The 20,372-nt window shown below is 70.2% G+C and carries 17 protein-coding genes and 1 pseudogene; 8 read left to right on the top strand and 10 right to left on the bottom strand.

The features are described from left to right. The first annotated feature begins 141 nt into the window (after window positions 1-141). Complete coding sequence (locus tag ABD811_RS01840; RefSeq protein ID WP_344939692.1) at window positions 142-744, top strand: histidine phosphatase family protein; 603 nt, start codon at window positions 142-144, stop codon at window positions 742-744. Window positions 745-1,586: 842 nt separating this feature from the next. On the opposite strand, the gene ABD811_RS01835 is transcribed toward ABD811_RS01840, so the two are convergent. Further along, window positions 1,587-1,769 (bottom strand): hypothetical protein, encoded by a 183-nt coding sequence (locus ABD811_RS01835; RefSeq protein ID WP_344939690.1) that lies wholly within the window; start codon window positions 1,767-1,769, stop codon window positions 1,587-1,589. A 46-nt stretch (window positions 1,770-1,815) separates the two neighbouring features. Here ABD811_RS01835 and ABD811_RS01830 point away from each other — a divergent pair, with 46 nt between their 5' ends. The 3 genes from ABD811_RS01830 to ABD811_RS01820 all read left to right on the top strand — a co-directional run bounded on the left by ABD811_RS01830 (window position 1,816) and on the right by ABD811_RS01820 (window position 4,376). Next, window positions 1,816-3,255 (top strand): serine/threonine-protein kinase, encoded by a 1,440-nt coding sequence (locus ABD811_RS01830; RefSeq protein WP_344939689.1) that lies wholly within the window; start codon window positions 1,816-1,818, stop codon window positions 3,253-3,255. Between the two features lie 355 nt (window positions 3,256-3,610). Beyond that, the gene (locus tag ABD811_RS01825; protein WP_344939687.1) at window positions 3,611-3,796 is read left to right on the top strand and encodes a lysine 5,6-aminomutase subunit alpha TIM-barrel domain-containing protein; all 186 of its coding nucleotides are present in this window, start codon (window positions 3,611-3,613) and stop codon (window positions 3,794-3,796) included. A 58-nt stretch (window positions 3,797-3,854) separates the two neighbouring features. Then, window positions 3,855-4,376: a GNAT family N-acetyltransferase gene (locus ABD811_RS01820; protein WP_344939686.1), complete on the top strand. Its 522-nt coding sequence runs from the start codon at window positions 3,855-3,857 to the stop codon at window positions 4,374-4,376. 50 nt (window positions 4,377-4,426) lie between these two features. On the opposite strand, the pseudogene ABD811_RS01815 reads toward ABD811_RS01820, so the two are convergent. From ABD811_RS01815 to ABD811_RS01805, 3 genes and pseudogenes are all read right to left on the bottom strand, one after another. Further along, window positions 4,427-4,627, bottom strand: a pseudogene (locus tag ABD811_RS01815) (apolipoprotein N-acyltransferase); the annotation flags it as partial. A gap of 200 nt (window positions 4,628-4,827) precedes the next feature. After that, window positions 4,828-5,745, bottom strand: a complete 918-nt coding sequence (locus ABD811_RS01810) for an amidohydrolase family protein (RefSeq protein WP_344939684.1) — start codon at window positions 5,743-5,745, stop codon at window positions 4,828-4,830. A 426-nt stretch (window positions 5,746-6,171) separates the two neighbouring features. Next, the gene (locus tag ABD811_RS01805) at window positions 6,172-6,777 is read right to left on the bottom strand and encodes a helix-turn-helix domain-containing protein (RefSeq protein WP_344939682.1); all 606 of its coding nucleotides are present in this window, start codon (window positions 6,775-6,777) and stop codon (window positions 6,172-6,174) included. 87 nt (window positions 6,778-6,864) lie between these two features. Here ABD811_RS01805 and ABD811_RS01800 point away from each other — a divergent pair, with 87 nt between their 5' ends. From ABD811_RS01800 to ABD811_RS01790, 3 genes are all read left to right on the top strand, one after another. Continuing rightward, a complete protein-coding gene (locus tag ABD811_RS01800) occupies window positions 6,865-7,488 on the top strand; it encodes a class I SAM-dependent methyltransferase (RefSeq protein WP_344939681.1) in 624 nt (207 codons plus the stop codon). A 42-nt stretch (window positions 7,489-7,530) separates the two neighbouring features. Beyond that, window positions 7,531-8,031 (top strand): DinB family protein, encoded by a 501-nt coding sequence (locus tag ABD811_RS01795; protein ID WP_344939679.1) that lies wholly within the window; start codon window positions 7,531-7,533, stop codon window positions 8,029-8,031. A gap of 128 nt (window positions 8,032-8,159) precedes the next feature. Continuing rightward, window positions 8,160-8,957 carry a YdeI/OmpD-associated family protein gene (locus ABD811_RS01790; protein WP_344939678.1) on the top strand — a complete coding sequence of 266 codons (798 nt, stop codon included), beginning with the start codon at window positions 8,160-8,162 and terminating at the stop codon, window positions 8,955-8,957. A 119-nt stretch (window positions 8,958-9,076) separates the two neighbouring features. Here the strand turns inward: ABD811_RS01790 and ABD811_RS01785 are convergent, their stop codons facing one another. The 5 genes from ABD811_RS01785 to ABD811_RS01765 form a co-directional block, all read right to left on the bottom strand. Next, window positions 9,077-12,289 (bottom strand): family 78 glycoside hydrolase catalytic domain, encoded by a 3,213-nt coding sequence (locus ABD811_RS01785; RefSeq protein ID WP_344939676.1) that lies wholly within the window; start codon window positions 12,287-12,289, stop codon window positions 9,077-9,079. A gap of 80 nt (window positions 12,290-12,369) precedes the next feature. Beyond that, window positions 12,370-14,961, bottom strand: a complete 2,592-nt coding sequence (locus tag ABD811_RS01780) for a family 78 glycoside hydrolase catalytic domain (RefSeq protein WP_344939674.1) — start codon at window positions 14,959-14,961, stop codon at window positions 12,370-12,372. Window positions 14,962-15,012: 51 nt separating this feature from the next. Continuing rightward, window positions 15,013-15,840, bottom strand: coding sequence for a carbohydrate ABC transporter permease (locus ABD811_RS01775; protein ID WP_344939672.1), 828 nt, complete (start codon window positions 15,838-15,840; stop codon window positions 15,013-15,015). Then, window positions 15,837-16,784 (bottom strand): carbohydrate ABC transporter permease, encoded by a 948-nt coding sequence (locus tag ABD811_RS01770; RefSeq protein ID WP_344939670.1) that lies wholly within the window; start codon window positions 16,782-16,784, stop codon window positions 15,837-15,839. Before ABD811_RS01770 ends, ABD811_RS01775 begins: the two co-directional genes overlap by 4 nt. Window positions 16,785-16,792: 8 nt before the next feature. Continuing rightward, a complete protein-coding gene (locus ABD811_RS01765) occupies window positions 16,793-18,094 on the bottom strand; it encodes an ABC transporter substrate-binding protein (RefSeq protein WP_344939668.1) in 1,302 nt (433 codons plus the stop codon). Window positions 18,095-18,316: 222 nt separating this feature from the next. Here ABD811_RS01765 and ABD811_RS01760 point away from each other — a divergent pair, with 222 nt between their 5' ends. Next, window positions 18,317-19,375, top strand: coding sequence for a LacI family DNA-binding transcriptional regulator (locus ABD811_RS01760; RefSeq protein WP_344939666.1), 1,059 nt, complete (start codon window positions 18,317-18,319; stop codon window positions 19,373-19,375). 62 nt (window positions 19,376-19,437) lie between these two features. On the opposite strand, the gene ABD811_RS01755 is transcribed toward ABD811_RS01760, so the two are convergent. After that, on the bottom strand, window positions 19,438-20,316 hold the full coding sequence (locus ABD811_RS01755) for a helix-turn-helix domain-containing protein (RefSeq protein ID WP_344939664.1): 879 nt from the start codon (window positions 20,314-20,316) through the stop codon (window positions 19,438-19,440). Window positions 20,317-20,372 lie beyond the last annotated feature (56 nt).

Raw genomic sequence — 20,372 nt, 5'->3', positions numbered from 1 at the left:
CGCGGGCCCAGTGCTGATGCCGGTGTGTGCCTCGGTCCTGTCCACCGAATTCGCGGTCGCCTGGATGGCGCTGACCAGGTCGGGATCGGTGACGGTAGATATTTGTTCGCGCGCTCTGCGCAGGCGGAGGAGTCTTTGTGTATGACGATCTTCTATCTCGTTCAGCATGGTGAGAAGGACCGGAGCCGGTTTCCGGGAGATCCCGGGCTGACCGAGGCGGGCTGGTGGCAGGGCGTCCGGACCGGTGCGTGGTTGCGGACCACCGGGGTGGTCGCGGTCTATTCGAGCCCGCTGCGGCGGGCCATGCAGACTGCTGAGTTGATCGCGTCGGCGTGCGGGGTGAACGTTCGGACAGACCCGCGGCTGCGGGAGCGGATGAACTGGGACGGCTCGCTGCCGTGGCCGGAATTCCTTGTTGAGTGGGACCGGACGGTTACCGACCGCGATTACACGCCTTCTTCGGGAGACTCGTCACGACAGGCCGGTGAGCGGCTGGCGGACTTCCTGGTGGAGCACCAGGGGTGCCGTGGACCTGTTGCGATGGTCGTTCACGGCGGTGTCACCGTGGATCTGCTCAGGACCTTGCTGGGCGATGCCGCAGTCCCTGCCGAGCTGCTGTCCGGGGTCCCAAGCTGCGCGATCACCAAGCTCGATGGGCTGGAGGTAACGGAGATCGCCTCGGTCACGCATCTGACGTCACGACCGTGGAGCCGACCAGGTCCTTTCCAGGCTCACCCTGAGTGACTTCTCATCGAGCGTGGGCCAGAGCCGCTTTCCGTGCGCGGTGGTAGCGGTGCAGCCGGTAGATCAGCCGAGGCCGGTGGCCGGGCCGGTAGCAGACCATCCCGGCGACCGAGACGCGGGCGCCGTGTCGGCCGCCGTGCACCCTCACCTGGGGGCGGTGTCCGCGGCGGCTCCAGGGACGTCCGTTGGGCGGCCTGAGCCCTTGACCGATCTCGTCGAACCGAGGCCGCCCACGCGGGCCCTTGGACCGCAACGCCTCGACCCCGCCCTGGCGCCAGGCCCGCCGCCATTCCTCCATCTGCCGCCGCCCGAGTCGCAACTCGACGGCGACGCGCGCATTGCCCACTGCGCGGCCTGCATCAGCACCTGTTCTCGTTTGTCACGGCCGACGGCGGCCAGCCCGCCGCCCTGGAGGTATCTGGCCATGCCACGGGATATGCGCGCTACACCGGCCTGTCCACTCACCCAAGCGCCATCACATATTAACTCTGGTTAGACGTCGGCGCTGATGCAGTGGCTGCACATCTACAACCATCACTGCGGCCACACCGCACTCGGCGCTCTTCCACCCGCCGGCCGCGTCACCAACCTCACCGTTCAATGAGTTTCTCGACCCACGCATTCGTCCGGCAGTTCATCGTTTCGCTGGCGCGTAAAAGGGCGCGCCTTGGGAACGGCTCGCCCATCAGATATTGGACGGCCACGACTCTGTGCGATCTGTGAGAGATATTGAGTCGTTCGAGTCTGGCCGCCGGTGGGGTCGGTCTTGTTTTAAGTTGCTTGAAGGGGTGCGGCGGCGCGGTGGCAGGCGACCTTGCGAAAGGGCTTAGCTGGCAGTCTGTTCACTTTAACGGTAAGTTCGGCAGGCTGGCTGTCGCCGATTCCGTGTGCTGGGTGATGAAGCTTATTGAGATGGCCAGGATGTCGATGACTTTTTCGGTGCGGTCTGGTTCTTGGTGCATGCGGGGCTTGCGGGTGACCGTGGGCGTCCGGGGGCTAATCGTGATGAGACGCTGAGTGTTCATTCAAGGAACCCTGCCATATAGACAGGGATGTTTGTATCATCGTCTCGTGGCAGAGGAGACGAGGCCGGGGCGAGTGATCGGTGGTCGCTACCGGTTGACCGACGAACTGGCGGCGGGTGGTTTCGGGCGCGTCTGGCGAGCGTGGGACACGGCGCTCGAGGTCGAGGTGGCCGTCAAGGAGGTGTGGCTGCATCCGGGGATCAGTGGCCCTGTGCGGGAGGACATGCTGCGGCGCGCCACGCGCGAGGCCCGGAATGCGGCTCGGCTGCGCAATCACCCGAACATCGTCACGGTGCACGACGTGGTGATCGAGGACGGTGTTCCCTGGACGGTCATGCAACTCGTCTCCGGATGCTCCCTGCACGAACGCGTCAGCGAGCAGGGGCCGCTGAAGGCGAAGACCGCCGAGAAGGTGGCCAGAGCAGTGCTGAGGGCTCTGGAGAAGGCGCATGAGGCGGGCATCGTGCATCGTGACGTCAAGCCTGCGAACGTCATGCTGGCCGCAGACGGCGAGGTTCTGCTCACCGACTTCGGGATCGCGGTCCAGCAGGACGAGACACGGCTCACGGCGCCCGGAACGTTCATCGGAACGGCCGAATATCTCGCGCCGGAGCGGATTCGCGGGCGGGACGAGCGGACCGCGAGTGACCTGTTCTCGCTCGGGTCGACCCTGTACTACGCCGTCGAGGGCGTCTCGCCGTTCCACCGGGACACACCGGACGAGACGTACGGCGCGATCCTCATGGCGGAGGTTCCCGCACCGCGGCGGGCGGGAAGGCTCGCGCCGCTGATCGAGCGCCTGCTGCGGAAGGACCCCGACCGGCGGCCGACGGCCACCCAGGCGCTGGAACTGCTCGACCTGCCGCCGACCAAGCTCGTCACGACCCCTGGTCAGCAGAAGCCGAAGAAGGAGGGGGCGGACAAGCCAAAGAAGGCGGGCAAACCCTCGGATGCTCCCAAGCCGCGACCCAAACCCCAACCCAAGCCTCGGCCGAAGGTCCAGCCGAAGCCCCAGCCCAAGCCCCAGCCAAAGCCTCAGCCCAAGACTGTCTCGCCGCCGGCGGCGAAGAGCACCCAGCCCGCGCAATCGCAGGCCAAGGCGAAGGAGCCAGCCAAGAGCTCGGACGACACGTGGTTGTGGGTGGTCGGTGTCGCCGCCGTCATCTGCGGTCTGTTGTATCTCGAGAAGCCCGGCTTCGCCGATGCCGTCACGGACATGGGGCTCTCCGGAGACCTAGCGTCCGCGGCACAAGGCGACTGCCTGCATCGCGGGAAAGATCTGCGGTGGGTCAAGGTCCCGTGCTGGTCCGCTGCCGCCGACCGTACGGTGACCAGGACATTTTCTCGATCCCCGTACCTGGTCCGCTCCCGCCTGTCCACGAGTACGACCACCAGCACCTCGACATGCCAGTTCTACGGCGGCAGCTTGTACGAAGTTCAGGACATCGGATCCGGCCGGGTTCTGTGCACACGGCTCAAGCAATGACGCCGAGTTCAGCCAAGCCCAGCGCGCGACCTGCTCGGGAACAGCGTGCTCTCACTGCTGATTTGGGCAGGGAGATGGGCCGTCCACCAGATGACGTGGTGAGATCGGGAGGTTGAGCACATGCCCATGTGGGGCGCAGTCGGCGGCCCCCGGAAGGGCTTGCAACAAGCCGTAGCCATCGCCGTCGCCTACGGCTTCGGTCCCGACCCCGACTTCGTGTGCCGCGAACCGTACAAGGCCGCTCGCCCATGCCGGTCACGCGCCGCGTTCGGTGAAGCTCTTATTCGGTTTCCCCGGCTCGCCGACAGCAGACGTCGGCAGGACGCGGTGACACCTGGGTCGGGGCCATCAGCTCGTGCGTCACACCCCCTGGCTGTCGGACCGCGACCTGGCGCTGGAGAACGTGCGCTACGTTCGCGACGCCTGCGGCGACCTGGCCGAGGACTTCGTCCCGAGCCCCGACGGGTTAACACCCGCGACCAGGACGGACCTCGGCAGGCGTGCTGCCCGACCCGCTGAATGTTCGTGGGCAGCGCACTAGAGTCGACCCGTTGATGCTGTGACGGTTCGCCGATGGACCGCATGGGCGGGTGGTTCGAGTGCACCTTCGTGATGTCGAGCTCGGTGATGTGGACGCCTACGTCAGGATGCGGTGCGACCCGGTCATGATGGCCGAACTCGGTGGCCCGCGCCCCCGGGACGGGATAGAGGAGAAGGTCCGGAGCGACGTCCGGGATGCGGCCTCGGGCACCGCCTGGATCAAAATGATCGTCCCCAGCGACGACAGGCCCGATGCGGTGGCCGGAACCGTGTCGTTGTGGTCGCATGACAGGGACGGTGCGTTGTTGTCCGAGATCGGCTGGATGGTGCTGCCAGAGTTCCAGGGGCGTGGCCTGGGCAAGCGCGCGGTCCGCAAGCTTCTGAAAATGGCCCGCGAGGAGGACCGCTGGGGGCTGGTGCACGCGTTTCCGGCGGTGACCAACGCCCCGTCGAACGGCATCTGCCGCTCGCTCGGCTTCAGGTTCGCAGAAGAACGGGAAGTCGTCTTCGCAGGCCGGACCCTTCGGTCGAACCACTGGATCATCGATCCTGCCGCCGATCTGATCGGAAAGGTTCGTTGATGGCCTGCGGTGACGGTCGGAGCCTCTCGACGAGGCGCTGTGACGATTCACCCTGTGACGGCGCCTGCCAACGGACCCAGCCACCCCGAGCCCGAGAGGGCTAGATCGTAAGAGGCGGTCTGGCTGAACGCCAGCCGCGCCCAGGGGAAGCCGCCGAACGGGACGCGTCCGCGGGCCGCCTCCTGGGCCACCCACAGCGCGGCGGTCCAGAGGGGCAGGCGGGTGACCAGGGCGATGCCCGCGCCCATGGGCCATGACCTCCGGTGCGGTGTCGGAGCGGAGGGTGTTGCGGTAGAGGACCGGCGGAGATCCGCAGGTCGCACCGGAAGGTGTGCGCCGATGGCCGGGCTCGTCCGCCGTCACCCGAAGGCAGGCCCGCGCTCGCGCCATCCAGCGCTGGTGCGACAACGCCGTGCGCAACGTCGCGGCCCCTCGGCAATCCGCGGGGGCACTAGCGTCCAGAATCGGTTTGAGGCTCCTCAGAAGCCAATCCGAACAGCCTCGCCGCGTTGTCGTGGCACACCGCCCGCAGCCATTCCTGTCCGAGGCCCAGCGTCTCCAGGGCGTGGAGCTGGTGCACATAGGGATAGGGGATGTTGGGGAAGTCGGAGCCGAGCAGGATGCGGTCGCCGAGCCCGGCGAGCCGGGGCAGGGCCCGGCGCGGGAACGGCATGAATTCCTCGGTGAAGTCGGTGAACGTCATCGTCGTGTCCAGCCGCACCTGCTCGTACCGCTCGGCGAGGCCGAGGAACTCCTCGTACTCGGGCATCCCCATATGCGCGATGACCAGCCGCAGCCGGGGGTGCCGCGCCAGCACCCGGGCGATCGGCTCGGGGCCGGTGTGCTTGCCGGGCGCGGGCCCGGAACCGCAGTGGATCACCACGGGGATCCCGGCCTCGGCGAACACCCCCCATGCCCGGTGGAGCAATTCGTCGGCCGGGTCGTACGCCCCCACCTGGACGTGCGACTTGAACACACGCGCGCCCGCTTCGATGGCCTCGCGGACGTAGGTCTCGACGTCCGGCTCGGGGTAGAGGGTGGCGGTGTGCAGACAGTCGGGGGTGCGGCGGGCGAAGTCGGCCGCCCATCCGTTCAGCCACCGGGCCATGCCGGGCTTGTGCGGGTAGAGCATCGCGGTGAAGGCCCGGACGCCGAACTCCCGGAGAAGGGCCGTCCGCTCCGCCTCCTCCTTCCGGTAGGTGATCGGCCACTCGAGCCCGCCGATCAGCGGTCCGTGCGTGTCGAAGTAGTTCCAGACCTTGTGCAGGACACGCTCGGGCATGAAGTGCGTGTGGACGTCGACCAGCCCCGGAAGCCCGAGCCGGCCCCAGAAGCGGCGCACCTCACCGGCCTCATCGGCCAAGGTCACGTCACTCGTGGCCCCTCGCGGACCCGTGGCTGCGCTCGACCTCGGCGACCCGGCACTGTACGAGGCGGCGGCGGTGGGTTCGGCGGAGGCGGCAGGGGCGACAGGGGCCATGCGGTGATCGCTCATGTCGCCCACGATCGGCCCTGGTGAGGGGACGGGTCCACCCCTTTCCACAACGGACGCGTGAGGAATCCATCACCCGGGCCGCGGCGGTGAGGTGCCGCCTCCGGCCGCAAACCGCGCACCCCGCGCGGAACAACGGCGCGAGAACACGCGCTGAGTGGCGCGTCCGGTTTCTGGTTGTGCGGGTCGGTGAGGGGTCCTGGCGGGCGTTCCTGATGCCCCCGACGATGAGGATGATCTCACTGGCCTAGTGCTGATCGGACTCACTGCCGGTGCGAACAGACAGATGGTCTTTCGCTGAGTTCACCGCCGGCTCCCGCCGTGAGACGACCGATGAGGATCGGCGCGCACGTGCACTCGCATCCCCTGCAGGCCGAACAGGATGAGAAGCTCCACCACGCCGCCGTCGGCGCTGCCCAGCCAGTGCGGCAAGGACGTGTCGAACTCGGCGGCCTCGCCGGGCGGCAACGTCAGGTCGCGCTCGCCGAGCACCAGCCGCAGGCGTCCGTTGAGCACGTACAGCCATTCGAATCCGTCGTGGGTCTGCGGGGTCGGTTCGAGCGGTTCCGGCTGGGCGGGGATGATCATCTTGAACGCGTGCACCCCGCCCGGCCGCCGGGACAGCGGTATGAACGTCATTCCGAATCGCCGGATCGGCTTGAGGTGGATCCGGGGGTCGCCGGTGCGCGGGGCGCCGACGAGGTCGTCCAGCGGAACGTCGTAGGCACGGGCCAGCGGCAGCAGCAACTCCAGAGTCGCCCGGCGCTTTCCGCTCTCCAGCCGGGACAGGGTGCTCTGCGACACGCCGGTCGTCGCCGCGAGGTCGGCGAGGGTGATGCCGCGGTCCCGACGCAGCGCACGCAGCCGCGGCCCCACCGCGTCGAGCACGTCTTCTGTTGTGTGGTCCACGAGGCCATGTTGCCGGAACGGCAAGATTTCGTGCCAGATCGTGGTGAGCCCGGCAAGACTGAGCGCGTGCCGACAGAAGGAGTCTTGATGAGCACCACCGATGCGGTCACGTTCTGGGACGGCGTCCACGCGGCCCGACCTGCCATCGACCCGCAGCCGAACGCTCGTCTCACCGAGACGGTCACAGGCCTCCCGCCGGGCGACGCGTTGGACCTCGGATGCGGCGACGGCGGCGACACGCTGTGGCTCGCCCGCCAGGGGTGGCAGGTCACCGCCGTAGACATCTCGGCCGTTGCGGTCGAGCGGCTCGCCGGCCTCGCCCGCTCACACGGCCTTGGCAACCGGGTCATCACCGTGCGGTACGACCTGCACAAGTCCTTCCCGCAAGGTCGGTTCGACCTGATCTGTGCCCACTACCTGCACACCCCGTTCGACCTGGACAGGGCAACCGCCCTGCGCTCGGCCGCGCACGCACTGCGCCCGGGTGGGCGGCTGCTGGTCGTCGACCACGGCTCGGCCGCGCCGTGGTCGTGGAACACCGATCCCGACGTCCGGTATCCGAGCCCGCGGGAGGTCGCCGCGGGTATCGATCTGGACGCGGCGACATGGACCGTCGAGCGTGCCGACGCACCCCGCCGGATCGCGACCGGACCAGACGGGAGCACCGCCGAGGTCACCGACCACGTCCTGCTCATCCGCCGCACCGCCTGACACGGCGACCAGCGCCGCTCCCCACAAAGGAAGGAGACCACCGTGTCCAGGACCACGCGCCGCAACCGCCGCGGCGACACCCCGCCGCCCCGCACCGGAAGCAGCGAGACGGAGACCCTGCGCGAATTCCTCGACTACCTCCGGACCTCGATCGCCGCGAAGGTCGAGGGTGCCCCCGAACCGCAGGTGCGGACAGCCGCGGTGCCGTCGGGCACGAACCTGCTCGGCCTGCTCAACCACCTGACCTTCGTCGAGCGCTCGATCTTCCTCGGGGACGACGTCACCGACTGGCAGGCGACCTTCCAGGCCGCACCGGCCGACAGCGCGGCCGATGTCGTGGCCCGCTACCGCGAGACGGTCGAGCGCGCCAACGACGTCCTCGACGGGTGCACCGATCTCGGCGCACCGGTCCCTCGACCGCGGCCGGGCCGCCCCGCTCCCAGCATCCGCTGGGCACTCACCCACATGATCGAGGAGACCGGCCGCCACGCGGGCCACGCGGACATCCTCCGCGAACTGATCGACGGCACGACCGGGCGCTGACACCTCGCAAGCACCGCCGCGTAGACGGCGCCACAAGGACCGACGTCACCACCGGACAGGCCGGTCCACTCATGACACCGGAATGGACTTCAACCTGCCGACGGGTCCCCGCATCTGGCCCTCTACGAATGGCGCAGGACGCCGGCGTCTCCGCAGAGGGAACCGGGATCCGCGGTGCCTTGGTTCACCTCAACCCCGACTCCAGGGAAGCGGCGGATGAGATCATGCGCGGCGCGGCGGCTGCCGGCGGCAGCGTGGTCAAGGAGGCGGCTCCCGCCCAGCGACCCCGACGGTTATCTATGGCAGGTCACCGCGTACGCCTCCTGCCCCGCCGCGGCCATCCCGGACGCGGCGATAGCCTCGGCGAGGAAGTGGCCGGTACCCGGGGCGGGGCGGGCTGGATTCGCGGTGAGCCGGCAGGACAGCGGGAGCAGATCATGAAGTTTCGGGCCTACGTCGAGCCTCCGGAGCCCATGAGGGGGCTGGAAGTCCCCGAAGAGGTCGTGGACGCGCTCGGTGGAGGCAGGCGGCCGAGGGTGACCATCACCATCAACGGGCATTCCTGGAAGAGCATGATCGCCATCATGCGCGGCCGCTACCTGATCGGCATCAGCAAAGCCAACCGGCAAGCCGCCGGTCTCGTGATCGGCGACCAGGTCGAGGTCGAGGTGGAACTCGATACCGAGCCCCCTGTCGTGGTCGAGCCCGCCGACTTCGCCCAGGCCCTGGACGCCGACCCGGTCGCACGCGCCGCCTACGACCGCTTGGCCTACAGCCACAAGCGCAAGCACGTGCTCGCGATCGAAGGCGCGAAGAAGCCCGAGACGCGCATACGGCGGATCGAGAAGGCATTGGCGATGCTGCGGGACGGGGAGGAGCGGCCTGCTGCCCGCGCCAAGACCCGGCCCGCCCGGGACGAGTCGTAGCCTTCCAGCGGCCGCACCGTCGCTACCGGCTGCGACCGGCGACGGCACGGGCGTACGGGTGCCACAGCGCGTGTGACACCCGTACGCCCGGTCAGGTGTTCAGGCGCGTTGGGCGGGCCTCACTTCGCCGCCGGTGAGGTGAACGTGAACTCGCCTGAGGGGACGGAATAGACGGCGTGCTTGCCGTCGGTGCGCAGGAAGGTCGCCCGGGCCGGTGTCGGGCCGGGCCGTCCGCTGGTGGGCACCCAGACCTCGGCCGTGGTGCTCGCCGGGACGGTGATCTTCAGCTGGAAGCCCTGGGTCGACTTGGTCCACGAGCTTCGCGCGACGCCGTACGGCGTGGCGTAGCTGCCGTGGGCGTAGCGCAGGTCGCCGACCGGCTTGGGCTGGAAGACCAGCTTGTCGTAGGCGGTGGCGCCGGACGCGGCGCGGATTCCGGCGACGCCGGAGTGGAACCATTCCTCGATCTGGGCGAGGATCATGTGGTTCTTGGAGTCGCCCCTGTTCCAGCGTTCGCCGATGGTGGTCATCCCGCCCGGGTTGGCCGGGGTGGACGCCATGAAGTAGCCGTAGCCGGGCTGGTCGTCGGTCTGGAGCAGGTCCCACAGCACGTCGTCGCGATCGCCGTCGGCCAGGGCGCGGATGGTGGAGGCCATGCCGATGGTGCCGCCGCTGAAATGCGGGCCCTCGCCGTTGGGGTGGTAGGCGTAGACCAGCTCGACGAGGGCGTTCAGCACCTGGGCGCGCTTGTCGTCCGGGACGAGCCCGGAGTCCAGCGCCAGCGCCTGCGCGGCCTGGGTGGCGCCTTCGGAGCCGGCGTTCCCGTTGGCGGTGTAGCGGCCGAGCGACTCGTTGAAGAACGCCTTGTTGAACGCCTCCCTGATGTCGGCGGCGAGCGTGCGGTACTCGGCCGCGTCGGCGGTGTGGCCGGTGAGCTCGGCCATGCGGGCCATCTTGCTGATCATGATGTAGTAGCCCCAGGTGCCGGTGATGCGGCCCGAGGTCTGGTCGGCGGCCACCCAGTCCGCCAGCGCGGCGTCGACGATGTGCGCGTTCGCGCCGGTGCCGACTTTCTCCCGCCGGATGTAGTCGACGTACATCTTCATCCGGTCGTAGTACCGCGCCATGGTCTGGGTGTCGCCGTACAGCTCGTACAGCATGGACGGGACCAGGACGATGGCGTTGCCCCAGTTGATCTCGTCGCCGAAGCGGCCGCTGTAGCCCCAGTCGTAGACGGGGGTCTTGAGCGCGACGTTTCCGCGCATCGGGGTGTCGGCGACGGACTGGCCTTCCACCAGGTGCCGCATCGTGGTGCGCAGGTAGGCGGCGAGCTCGAAGTTCCGATGGACGGCCCCCATGGGCATGGTGTAGTCGGCGGGGTAGGACAGCTTCTCCCGGCCGGGGCAGTCGGTGAACGTCGACATGATGTTGCTGGCGATGGAGTAGTACGCCATCTTGTGGATGCGGTTGATCCGCGCGTTGGAGCTGCCGAACTCGCCCGCGGCGGGGGTGTCGGCCTGCAACCTGATCCCCGTGACGAGGTCGCGGGTGGGCTTGTAGCCGTCGGGCAGCCCGGTGACCTGCACCCACTGCATGCCGAAGTAGTTGAAGTCCGGATGCCAGGTCTCGCCGCGAGGGTCGCCGTGGGCGGTGTAGGTGTTGAACAGGTCGACGCCCCGGGAACCGCCGCCACCCATGAGGGACGCCTGGTTCACCGTTCCGTCGGGGTTCAGCGACTCGGCCGGCGCCATCTTCACCGTGGTCCCCGCAGGGACCCGGCGCAGGTTGAGCTGCGGCCAGCCGGTGAAGTTCTGGCCGAAGTCGAACACCCAGGTACCGGGGGAGGGGTTGGTCACCGAGACGGGGGTCAGCTTCTCCTGCGCCCGGACCGGCTCGGCGTTCCGCGCCACCAGCCTGGTCGCCAGGTTCGGCGGCGGCGCGATGCCCGCGCCGGTCCAGCCGGTGGCCGAGCCGTCCCGGCGCTTGGCGGACGCGGTCAGGTCGGCGCCTGGTTCGTTCCAACCCGGCTGTTCCCGGCGCGCGTCATAGTCCGCGCCCGAGTACCAGGCGTCGGTGACCAGGGGCCCGAGGGCGGTGCGCCATGACCGGTCGGTGACGATGACGTCGGTGCCGCCGTCGGTGTAGCGGATCTCGGCGCGGCCGATCAGCCGCGGTGTCACGGCGGCTCCCGCGGACGGGTCGCTGGCGGCGACGTTGTTGCCCGAGCCGGTGACCTTGGCGCCGGCCGCGTGCCCGCCGGTCAGCGCCGGGGTGAAGGCGATGCCGGTTCCGTCGGCTCCGGCCGTGCCGACCCGGGTGATCGTGCGGGACTCCAGCCGGTCGCCGCCCCCGCCGGTGTCGATGTTGATCGTCCCGCCGACGTGGTAGCCGTCGACGGAGTTCACCTTGACCGTCGTGGCGCCGGCGGCGGCGGCCGCGGCGAGCGTGCCGTTGCCCTTGAGCTGGCTCTGCCACCACGAGTACGGCGACGTGCGTCCCACCGCCGGGTTCGTCACGCTGCGGCGCACGTAGGCGGTGCCGTTGCCCAGTTCGACGCCGATGGTGTTGTCGCCGGACCGCAGCACGCCGGTGAGGTCGTAGGTGCGGTACTCGGTGGACAGCTGGTAGTTGGAGTTGCCGGGGGCCAGCACCTCGTCGGTCAGTTCCCTGCCGTTGACGGTGGCGTGGTGCAGCCCGACGCCGGACAGGTACAGGCGCGCGTCGGCGACCTTCTTGCCGCGCGGCACCCGGAACTTGCGCGCGAAGATCGGCAGCGGCTGGTTCTCGGCGCGGTCCGGGTAGTCGATCCACCGGGCGTCGCCCCAGTCGCTCTGCTCCAGCAGGCCCGTCGACCAGGTGGCCGGAGCCGACCATCCGGACGGCTTTCCGTTGGCGTCCCATACCCGGACGCGCCAGGCGACCGTGTCCCTTGAGCCGAGCGTTCGTCCGAAGGTGACGCTTTGCTGCGTGGTGCGCACCCGGCCCGACGTCCAGATCAGCCGCCCCGCCGCCAGTTTCCGCGTCGTCTCTGCCGCCTGCACCTCGTAGGCGGTCTGCCGGTCGGCAGGGCAGGGGATCTTGGCGCCGGGCCGGTGGCATGGGTGCGATCTGGCGCGTCGGGTCTCGCTGATCTGCCAGCTCAGCGTCGGACGCGGGTTGTCCAGCCCTTCGGGTGAGTCATGGCGGCCGTCCACGCCGAGGTGTCCCACCTGGACGTAGCCGGTGTCGGCGGGTGATGCCGCGGTGGCGTTCGCCGCCCCGTGCGGCGGCGCCAGGGCCACGAGCAGGCCCATGGCCGTGAGCGCGCCGATCGAACGTTTGCTGACCGACATCGGGCTCCTTTCATCGTCAGCGCATATGCGTGGTGCGGTCCTGCGGAACGTTCCGCAGGAAGTCGGGATGCGACGGCCCGTCACGCCTGCCCGGGTGTGTCGCAGTGGAAGACGTGCCGCCCCGGCCCGGCCTCGATGGGCCGGTCGGGCGCCGTCGGCAGGTGAACGGCCGCGGTGGTGTTGGGCGGAACGAGCACGTGCAGCGTGAGCCGTTCACCGGTGCGCTCCCACTTGACCTCGGCCACGCCGTACGGGGTCGTGTGGGCGGCGCGGGCGTGGGTGAGCCCGCCGCCCGTACGAGGGCGTACGAGGATCCGCCGGTAGCCGGGCGCGGCGGGTGCCAGCCCCGCGAGGGTGCGGTGCATCCAGTCGGCGACGGCCCCGAGGGCGTAGTGGTTGAACGAGGTCATCTCGCCGGGGTTGATGGTGCGGTCGGGCAGCAGGCTGTCCCAGCGCTCCCAGACGGTGGTGGCGCCCATCGTCACCGCGTACAGCCAGGACGGGCATTCGGTCTGCAGCAGCAGCCGGTAGGCGTCGCCGACGGCGCCCGCCTCGGTGAGCGCGTCGCAGATCAGCGGGGTACCGACGAAGCCGGTGCCGATGCGGTGGCCGCTCGCGCGGACGAGTTCGACCAGGCGTGCGGCGGCGTGCGCGCGGCGTTCCGCACCGTCGATGAGCCCGAACCGCAGCGCCAGGGCGTAGGCCGTCTGGGAGTCGCCGGAGACCTTTCCCTCCTGTGAGACGTATGCGGCGTCGAACGCGGTCCTGACCCGTTCGGCGAGCTTCCGGTACCGGCGGGCGTCCTCGCCATGGCCGAGCAGCTCTGCGGTGTCGGCGACCAGCCGGGCGGAGCGCGCGAAGCAGGCGGTGGCGACCAGGCCCGGATCGGTGGCCGCCTCGGCCGGCCGGTCGGGCGGTGCGGATGGGTCGAGCCAGTCCCCGAGCTGCGGCCCGGTGTCCCACAGGCCGGATCCGCCGGCCCGTTCGGTGACCTGGTCCACCCACGCCGTCATGCTCGGGTACTGCCTGCGCAGCAGGTCGACGTCCCCGGTGCGCTGGTAGAGGGTCCAGGGCAGGACGACGGCGGCGTCGCCCCAGGCGGCGATCGGGTCCGTCGGGGCGAACGGTCCCCCCAGGTCGATCCAGGGCACGAACAGCGGGACGGTGCCGGACCGGCGCTGGTCGGCGGACAGGTCCTCCAGCCAGGACCGCAGCATCCCGGCGCAGTCGTAGAGGAACGCCGCGGCCGGGCCGAACACCTGGATGTCACCGGTCCAGCCGAGCCGCTCGTCGCGCTGCGGGCAGTCGGTGGGGATGTCCACGAAGTTGCCGCGCATGCTCCACACGACGTTCTCGTGCAGGCGGTCGAGCAGCGGGTCGGAGCAGGAGAAGTCGCCGATGCGGCGCATGTCGGTGTGGCAGACCACGGCCCGCACGTCGGCGGGGTCCAGGTCGCCGGGCCAGCCGTCGACCTGGGCGTAGCGGAACCCGTGGACGGTGAAGCGCGGCTCCCACTCCTCGGGCTCGGCGTCGCCGCGCAGCGTGTAGGCGTCGAGCGCGTCGGCCGTGCGCAGCGGCCGCACGCCCAGGGCGCCGCCGTCCAGCACTTCGGCGTGCCGCATGGTGACGGTGCGACCGGCCGGTCCCCGGACGCGGATGCGCAGGCGGCCGGAGATGTTCTGCCCGAAGTCGAGGATGGTCTCCCCGTCCGGCCCGGTGAGCACCGCGACGGGAGGAAGCGTCTCGACGCGGCGCACCGGCGGTCCGGTGGGCGCCACCAGCCTGGCCGGATCATGGTCGAGCAGCTCGGCGGGCCGCCAGCCGGCCGCGTCGAAGCCGGGCTCGGACCAGCCGGGCGGCAGCAGCCGGGCGTCGTACTTCTCGCCGTCGTACAGGCTCGCCGCGGTGACCGGGCCGGACGCGCACCGCCAGTCCTCGTCCGTGGTCACCAGGTCGGTCGTGCCGTCGCCATAGGTGATCTCCAGTTGGGCGATCAGCGCGGTGCGGTCGCCGTACACGGCGGTCCTCCCGCCGCCGTAGCCGATCCGGCCCCGGTACCAGCCGTCGGCCAGCATGGCGCCGACGGCGTTGCCGCCCTCGCGCAGCAGCCCGGTGACGTCGTGCGTGCGGTAGCGCAGGCGGTGGCCGTAGCTGGTCCAGCCGGGCGCCAGGACATCGTCGCCGACCGGGACGCCGTTGATCTCGACGTCGTACAGGCCGTGCGCGGTGACGTACAGGCGGGCCGAGGCGATCGGCGCCCGCAGCGCGAACTCGCGGCGCAGCAGCACGGCGGGCCCGTCGGGCGGACCCAGCAGGTCCGGCGGCGGCGCCGCCGCGCCGGCCCGCCAATCCGCGGGGGCGAGCAGCCCCGCCTCCACCCAGGACCAAGGGCTCCAACCGCTGGCCGATCCGTCCCGGCCGAACACGCGCACCCGCACGCCGCGCCGTTCGCGGGAGCCCAGCGCCATGCCGGGCCAGGGAACGAGCACCGAATCGGCCGACTCGACGCGCCCCGTGGAGCCGCCGTCGCTCAACTGGATCTCGTAGGCCCGCTGGTGCCAGCCCGCGATGCCGGACGTGACGGTCCAGGACAGCCGGGGAGCGGACTCGCCGATGCCGAGAGGGTCCCGATGGTGCTCGAACGTGGGAGGTTCGACGCGCACAGTGGTCACAGGTGTGCTGCTCCTTGGGTGAGCGCTTGGCGGGTCCGGCCCGTGCCGGGGTCAGCCCTTGACGGCGCCGGAGGTCATACCGGCGACGATCTTGCGATTGAAGAAGACGAAGGCCAGCAGCGGCGGAATGGTGATCAGGACGATGTCCATGAACAGCAGGTTCCACTGCGTGCCGTACTGGCTCTGGAAGTTGTAGAGCGTGACCTGCACGGTGGCGTAGTCGTCGCCGGGCAGGAAGTACAGCGGGTTGACGAAGTCGTTGAAGACGGCCACGGAGCTGGTGAGGATCACGGTGACGGTGACCGGCCGCAGCAGCGGGAAGACCACCTGGAGGAACAGCCGCAGCCCACCGCAGCCGTCGATCATGGCGGCCTCGTCCAGCTCCCGCGGGATCGTCGCGATGAACGCGCGGAACAGCAGCACCGCGTACGGCAGGCCGTAGGCGATCTCGACCAGGACCAGCCCGGGCAGGGTCTTGAACAGCCCCAGCTTCTGCAGCAGCCAGATGGTGGGCACGACCGCGGGCGGGATGATCAGCCCGGCCAGCACCAGGGCGTTCGCGAGCGCGCCGAGCCTGCCGGGGCGGCGCTGCAGCACGAACGCGGCCATCGCCCCGAACACCACGATCAGCGTGACCGACGCGACGGTGACGATCGTGCTGTTGACGTAGGCGCGCAGCAGCACGTGGTCGCGGGCCCGCACCACCTCGGTGACGTTCTGCACGATCCGCCACTCGGTGGGCCAGGAGAAGTCCAGGTCGGTGGCCTGTGCCGGACTCTTCACCGCGGTCAGCGCCATGAACGCGAACGGGACCAGGAAGACCACGGTGGCCACGGCCAGCGCGACCGCCTCGGCGCCGAGCCTTCTGAGTGCTCTCACAGGGTCACCTGCCGCTTGCCCAGGAGGTAGGTGAGCGGGACGACGACGGCGGTCACGACCACGAACAGCAGCACGTTGCCGGCGGTGGACAGGCCGTAGAAGCCGGCCTGGTACTGCTTGTAGATGATCGAGGCGATGGTGTCGCTGGTGAAGCCGGGGCCGCCGCGCGTCATCGTCCAGATCAGGTCGAAGGAGCGCAGTCCGCCGATCAGTGACAGGACGATGACCGAGGAGGTGGCCGGCCGGCTCAGCGGCAGCGTCACGTGCCGGAAGGCCTGCCAGGCCGAGCCGCCGTCCACCGCGACCGCCTGGTAGTACTCCCGCGGAATGGACACGATCCCGGCGATGTAGATGACGGTGGCCAGGCCCACGCCCTTCCACACGTCCACCAGCGCGACCGACAGCAACGCGGTAGTGCCGTCGCTGAGCCAGTCGGGGCCGTCCACGCCCACCAGCCCCAGGGCCTGGTCGACGAGGCCGGTGTCGGGCTTGAGCAGCATGCTGAAGGTGATGCCGACCGCGACGGTGGAGACCAGCACGGGGAAGAACACCACCGAGCGCAGGAAGCCGCGCAGCCGGAGCCTGCCGGTGAGCAGCACGGCGAGGGCCATGCCGAGGACGACCTTCAGGCCGCTGGTGACGACGGCGTAGACGAGGGTGTTCCGGAACCCGATGCGCAGGTTCTGCTCGGCCAGGAAATCGCGGAAGTTGTCCAGCCCGACGAAGGTGCTGTCGAACAGCGTCCACCGGGTCAGCGCGAAGTAGAACGCCGTCACCGTCGGCACCAGGAAGATCACCAGGTAGACGGCGGCGGCGGGCAGATGGAGCGCGTAGGGGTAGGCGGCGCGTCGCTCGGCCCGGGAGGCCGGGGTCGTGCGGGTGCGGCGCCGCTTTCCGGACGGGCCGGGCCGCGTGCGGGGGCCGGCGTCCTGCTCGGTGACCACGGCTCCCGTCACCACCCGGGGAGCCCGAGCTGCTTGGCCTGCTTCTCCACGTCCCTGTCGTACTGCGCGGCGCCCTGGGCGGGCGGTGTCAGCCCGGACCCCACGGCCACCGTGATCTGTTCCAGGGACGGGCCCTTGACCGGGGACAGGAACTCCAGCGCCGGGGTGGCCGCGCCGCGGTCGAGGTACGCCTGCAGATCCTTGGCGACCTGGGGGGCGTCGTCGGGCAGTTCGGCGCCTTCCACACGGTACGGTCCCGACGGCGGCACGACCTTGGTGACGGCTTCCGCGGCGGGTGGCGAGGCGACGAAGGCCAGGAACTTCTTCGCCTCGGCCAGGTGCTCGGTGGACTTGGCGATGTAGATGGCGGGCGGTTCCCAGACGGTGGCGCCGTGCCGTGCCGGGTCGTCGCCGGGGATTCCGAAGAAACCGATGTCGGTGGCCGCCTGCGGGTGGGCGGCCAGCAGCGGCGGCAGTGTCAGGCCGAGCATCGCGTAGTGCGCGCCCCTGCCCTCGATCAGCATCTTGAGGCCCTGGTCGTTGGTGGCCGAGCCGAAGCCCTTGTTGAGGTGGCCCTCGGCGTGCACCTGGGCCAGGTGGTGGAACCCGGCGGACGCGGCCGGGGTGGTGGCGAACCGCGCCCTGCCGGCGGTGTAGTCGCGGGCGAAGGACGGAACGGCGGCCTGGACGTTGTGGTAGTCGCCCAGCACGAGCAGCTGCGACGTCCAGGTGTCCTTGAAGGTGGCGATCAGCGGGGTGGTCCCGGCCGCCTTGATCTTGTCGTTGTTGGCCATGAACTCGGCCCACGTCCTGGGGACCTTCAGGCCGAGCCGCTCGTAGACCTTGCGGTTGTAGAGGATGCCGCCGCCCGTGGCCGCGGTGGCGGGGACGCCGTAGGCCCTGCCGTCGACCGACACGACCGGCAGGTAGTCCTTTTTGACCCTGCTCAGGACGGGGTCGCCGGTGAGGTCGACCAGGGTCCTGCTGGGGTGCAGCGCCCGCAGCAGCGAGCCGGAGTTGTACCAGAACACGTCGGTCATGTCGCCGGTCGACAGCCGCGTCTTGACGACGTTGTCCCCCTCGCCGCCGCCCGGGACCACCTCCGTCTTGATCTTGATCCGGGGCTCCGCCCTCATGAAGGCGTCGGCGAGCGCCTTGGCCGCGTCCACCGTCGACTCGTCGCTGCCCACCAGGAACGACAGCGTGACGGTGCCGTCCGCGGAGGTGCCCGAACCCGAGGCGCAGGAGGTCAGCGCCGCCATCGCCAGGCCCGTCAGGGCGGCCCCGAGCATGCGGAGAGAGGTGTTCACAGCACCCTCCGAGGGAGTTAAAACGTTTTAATGACCACCCCGATGCGCTTAACGTAGGCGTAACCCGAAGGCCCGTCAAGAGGTCGTTTGAGCAACGATCCTCAGGTACTCGCCCAGGTGGAATGGCCTGGCGGCAGGTTTTCGGCGCCAGAATGGGTAACGTTACCCATGCCCTGGGGCCTGCCGCCCGTACAATCGGAGCGCGTCCGGGAAAGGAGATCGATGGCCACTGGTGACCGGCGGCGACGGGTGACGATCGCCGACGTGGCCAGCCACGCCCAGGTCTCCACCACCGCCGTTTCGAAGGTGATCCGCAACGCCTACGGGGTGAGCCCGGCCATGCGGGACCGCGTCCAGGCGGCCATCGCGGAACTCGGCTACCGCCCGCACGCCGCCGCCCGTGCCCTGCGCGGACGCACCTTCACCATCGGCGTCATGCTCCCGGACATCAGGAGCCCGTTCTTCGCCGAACTCCTCGACGGCCTCACCGAGCACCTGGCCGACACCGACTACCAGGCGATCATGATTCAGGGGGGCCTCACCCAGCGGTCCGAGGAACGGGCGATCAACGCCCTGGTCGACCGCCCGGTGGACGGCATCCTCATGGTCGCCCCGCTCGCCGCCAGGACACGACTGGAGCGGGTCGCGGCCGACATCCCCACCGTGGTGCTCGGACGGCACGAGCGGTCGGCCGCCTACGACACGGTCTGCGACGACGACGACACGGGCGCCCGGCTGGCCGTGGAGCACCTGATCTCCCTCGGGCACCGCAGGATCGCGCACATCGCGCACCGGGACAACAGCCGCGCGCGGCCCGCGGACCTGCTGCACGTGATCCGCGCCGAGACCTACGACCGGGTGATGCGCGAGCACGGCCTCGCCGACGAGATCGCCGTCGTGACGACGTCCTACAGCGCGGAGGGCGGTTACCAGGGCGCCTGCGAGCTGCTCGGCCGGGATCCGCGTCCGACCGCGATCTTCGCGGGAGCCGACCAGGCCGCCGTCGGCGCCCTCGGCGCCGCCCACGAGGCGGGCCTCGCCGTCCCCGCCGACCTCTCGGTCGTCGGATACGACAACATCCAGCTCGCGGCCCTGCCCAACATCGCGCTGACCACCGTCGACCAGGACGGAGCCGTCATGGGCCGCACCGCCGCCCGGCTCCTGCTCGAACGGATCGAGGGCCGCACCTCGGCACTGCGCTTCTCCGTCACCCCGAGCCTGATCGTCCGCCGCTCCACTGCCGCCCCGCCCCCGGAATCGGCGCCGCCCCAGACCACATGAGCCGACGTGGCCCGCGGGGTGGTCCGGCCGCCTGAGAGCGCGTCGGCGGACCGGCCGCAGCGTCACAGCCGATGATCAGTGCGGGTCCGGGTCGGCGTTCGGGAGGTGGTGGCCCAGCTCGCGAGCAGGCGGAGTTTGTCTTCGGACTCGCTGCCGGGCTCGGTGCCGTAGGCGACCAGGGTGAGTCCGTCGGCGGGCAGGTCGAGGGATTCGTAGGTGAGGTGGAGGTCGCCGACGACGGGGTGGTGGAAGGGCTTGGTGCCGATGTGGTGCTGGCGGACGTCGTGGCGGGCCCAGCGGGCGCGGAAGTCGTCGCTGCGGGTGGACAGCTCGCCGATGAGGTCGGTGAGGTCCTTGTCGTAGGGGTCGCGGCCGGCCTGGGCGTGCAGGAGGGCGACGGTGTCGTCGGCGGCGCGGTCCCAGTCGCCCCAGAACTGATGGGAACCGGGGTCGAGGAAGATGTACCGGGCGTGGTTGGGCGTGGCGCCGCGGGCCGCGTCGATCATGGGGGCGTACAGGGCCCGGCCGAGGGCGTTGGTGGCGAGGATGTCGCCGCGTCCGTTCATGACGAACGCGGGCGCGTCGGTCATGGCGTCCAGCATCCGCTGCACCGTGGGCCGTACCCGCTGTGGGGCGGAGCGACGCCGGCGGCGCTGTCCGGGGCCGGCGGTGCGGGCCAGGTCCTCCAGGTGGGTGCGTTCCTCATCGTTGAGCCGCAGGGCGCGGGCCAGGGCGTCCAGGACGCTGTCGGAGACTCCGGACAGGTCGCCGCGTTCCAGGCGGGAGTAGTACTCCACGCTGATCCCGGCCAGCTGGGCGACCTCGGCACGGCGCAGGCCGGGCACCCGGCGGGTGCCGTAGGAGGGTAGCCCGGCCTGCTGCGGGCTGATCCTGGCCCGGCGGGAGGTCAGGAACTCGCGGATTTGGCTGCGGTGGTCCACTCTTGCCAGGCTAGGCGGCCTTCCTGTGGGAAGGGGTGCCCTGCCAGTACACCCTT

Source organism: Actinomadura miaoliensis (assembly GCF_039536785.1).
GTDB lineage: Bacteria > Actinomycetota > Actinomycetes > Streptosporangiales > Streptosporangiaceae > Spirillospora > Spirillospora miaoliensis.
This window is presented reverse-complemented; position numbering and strand designations above follow the sequence as displayed.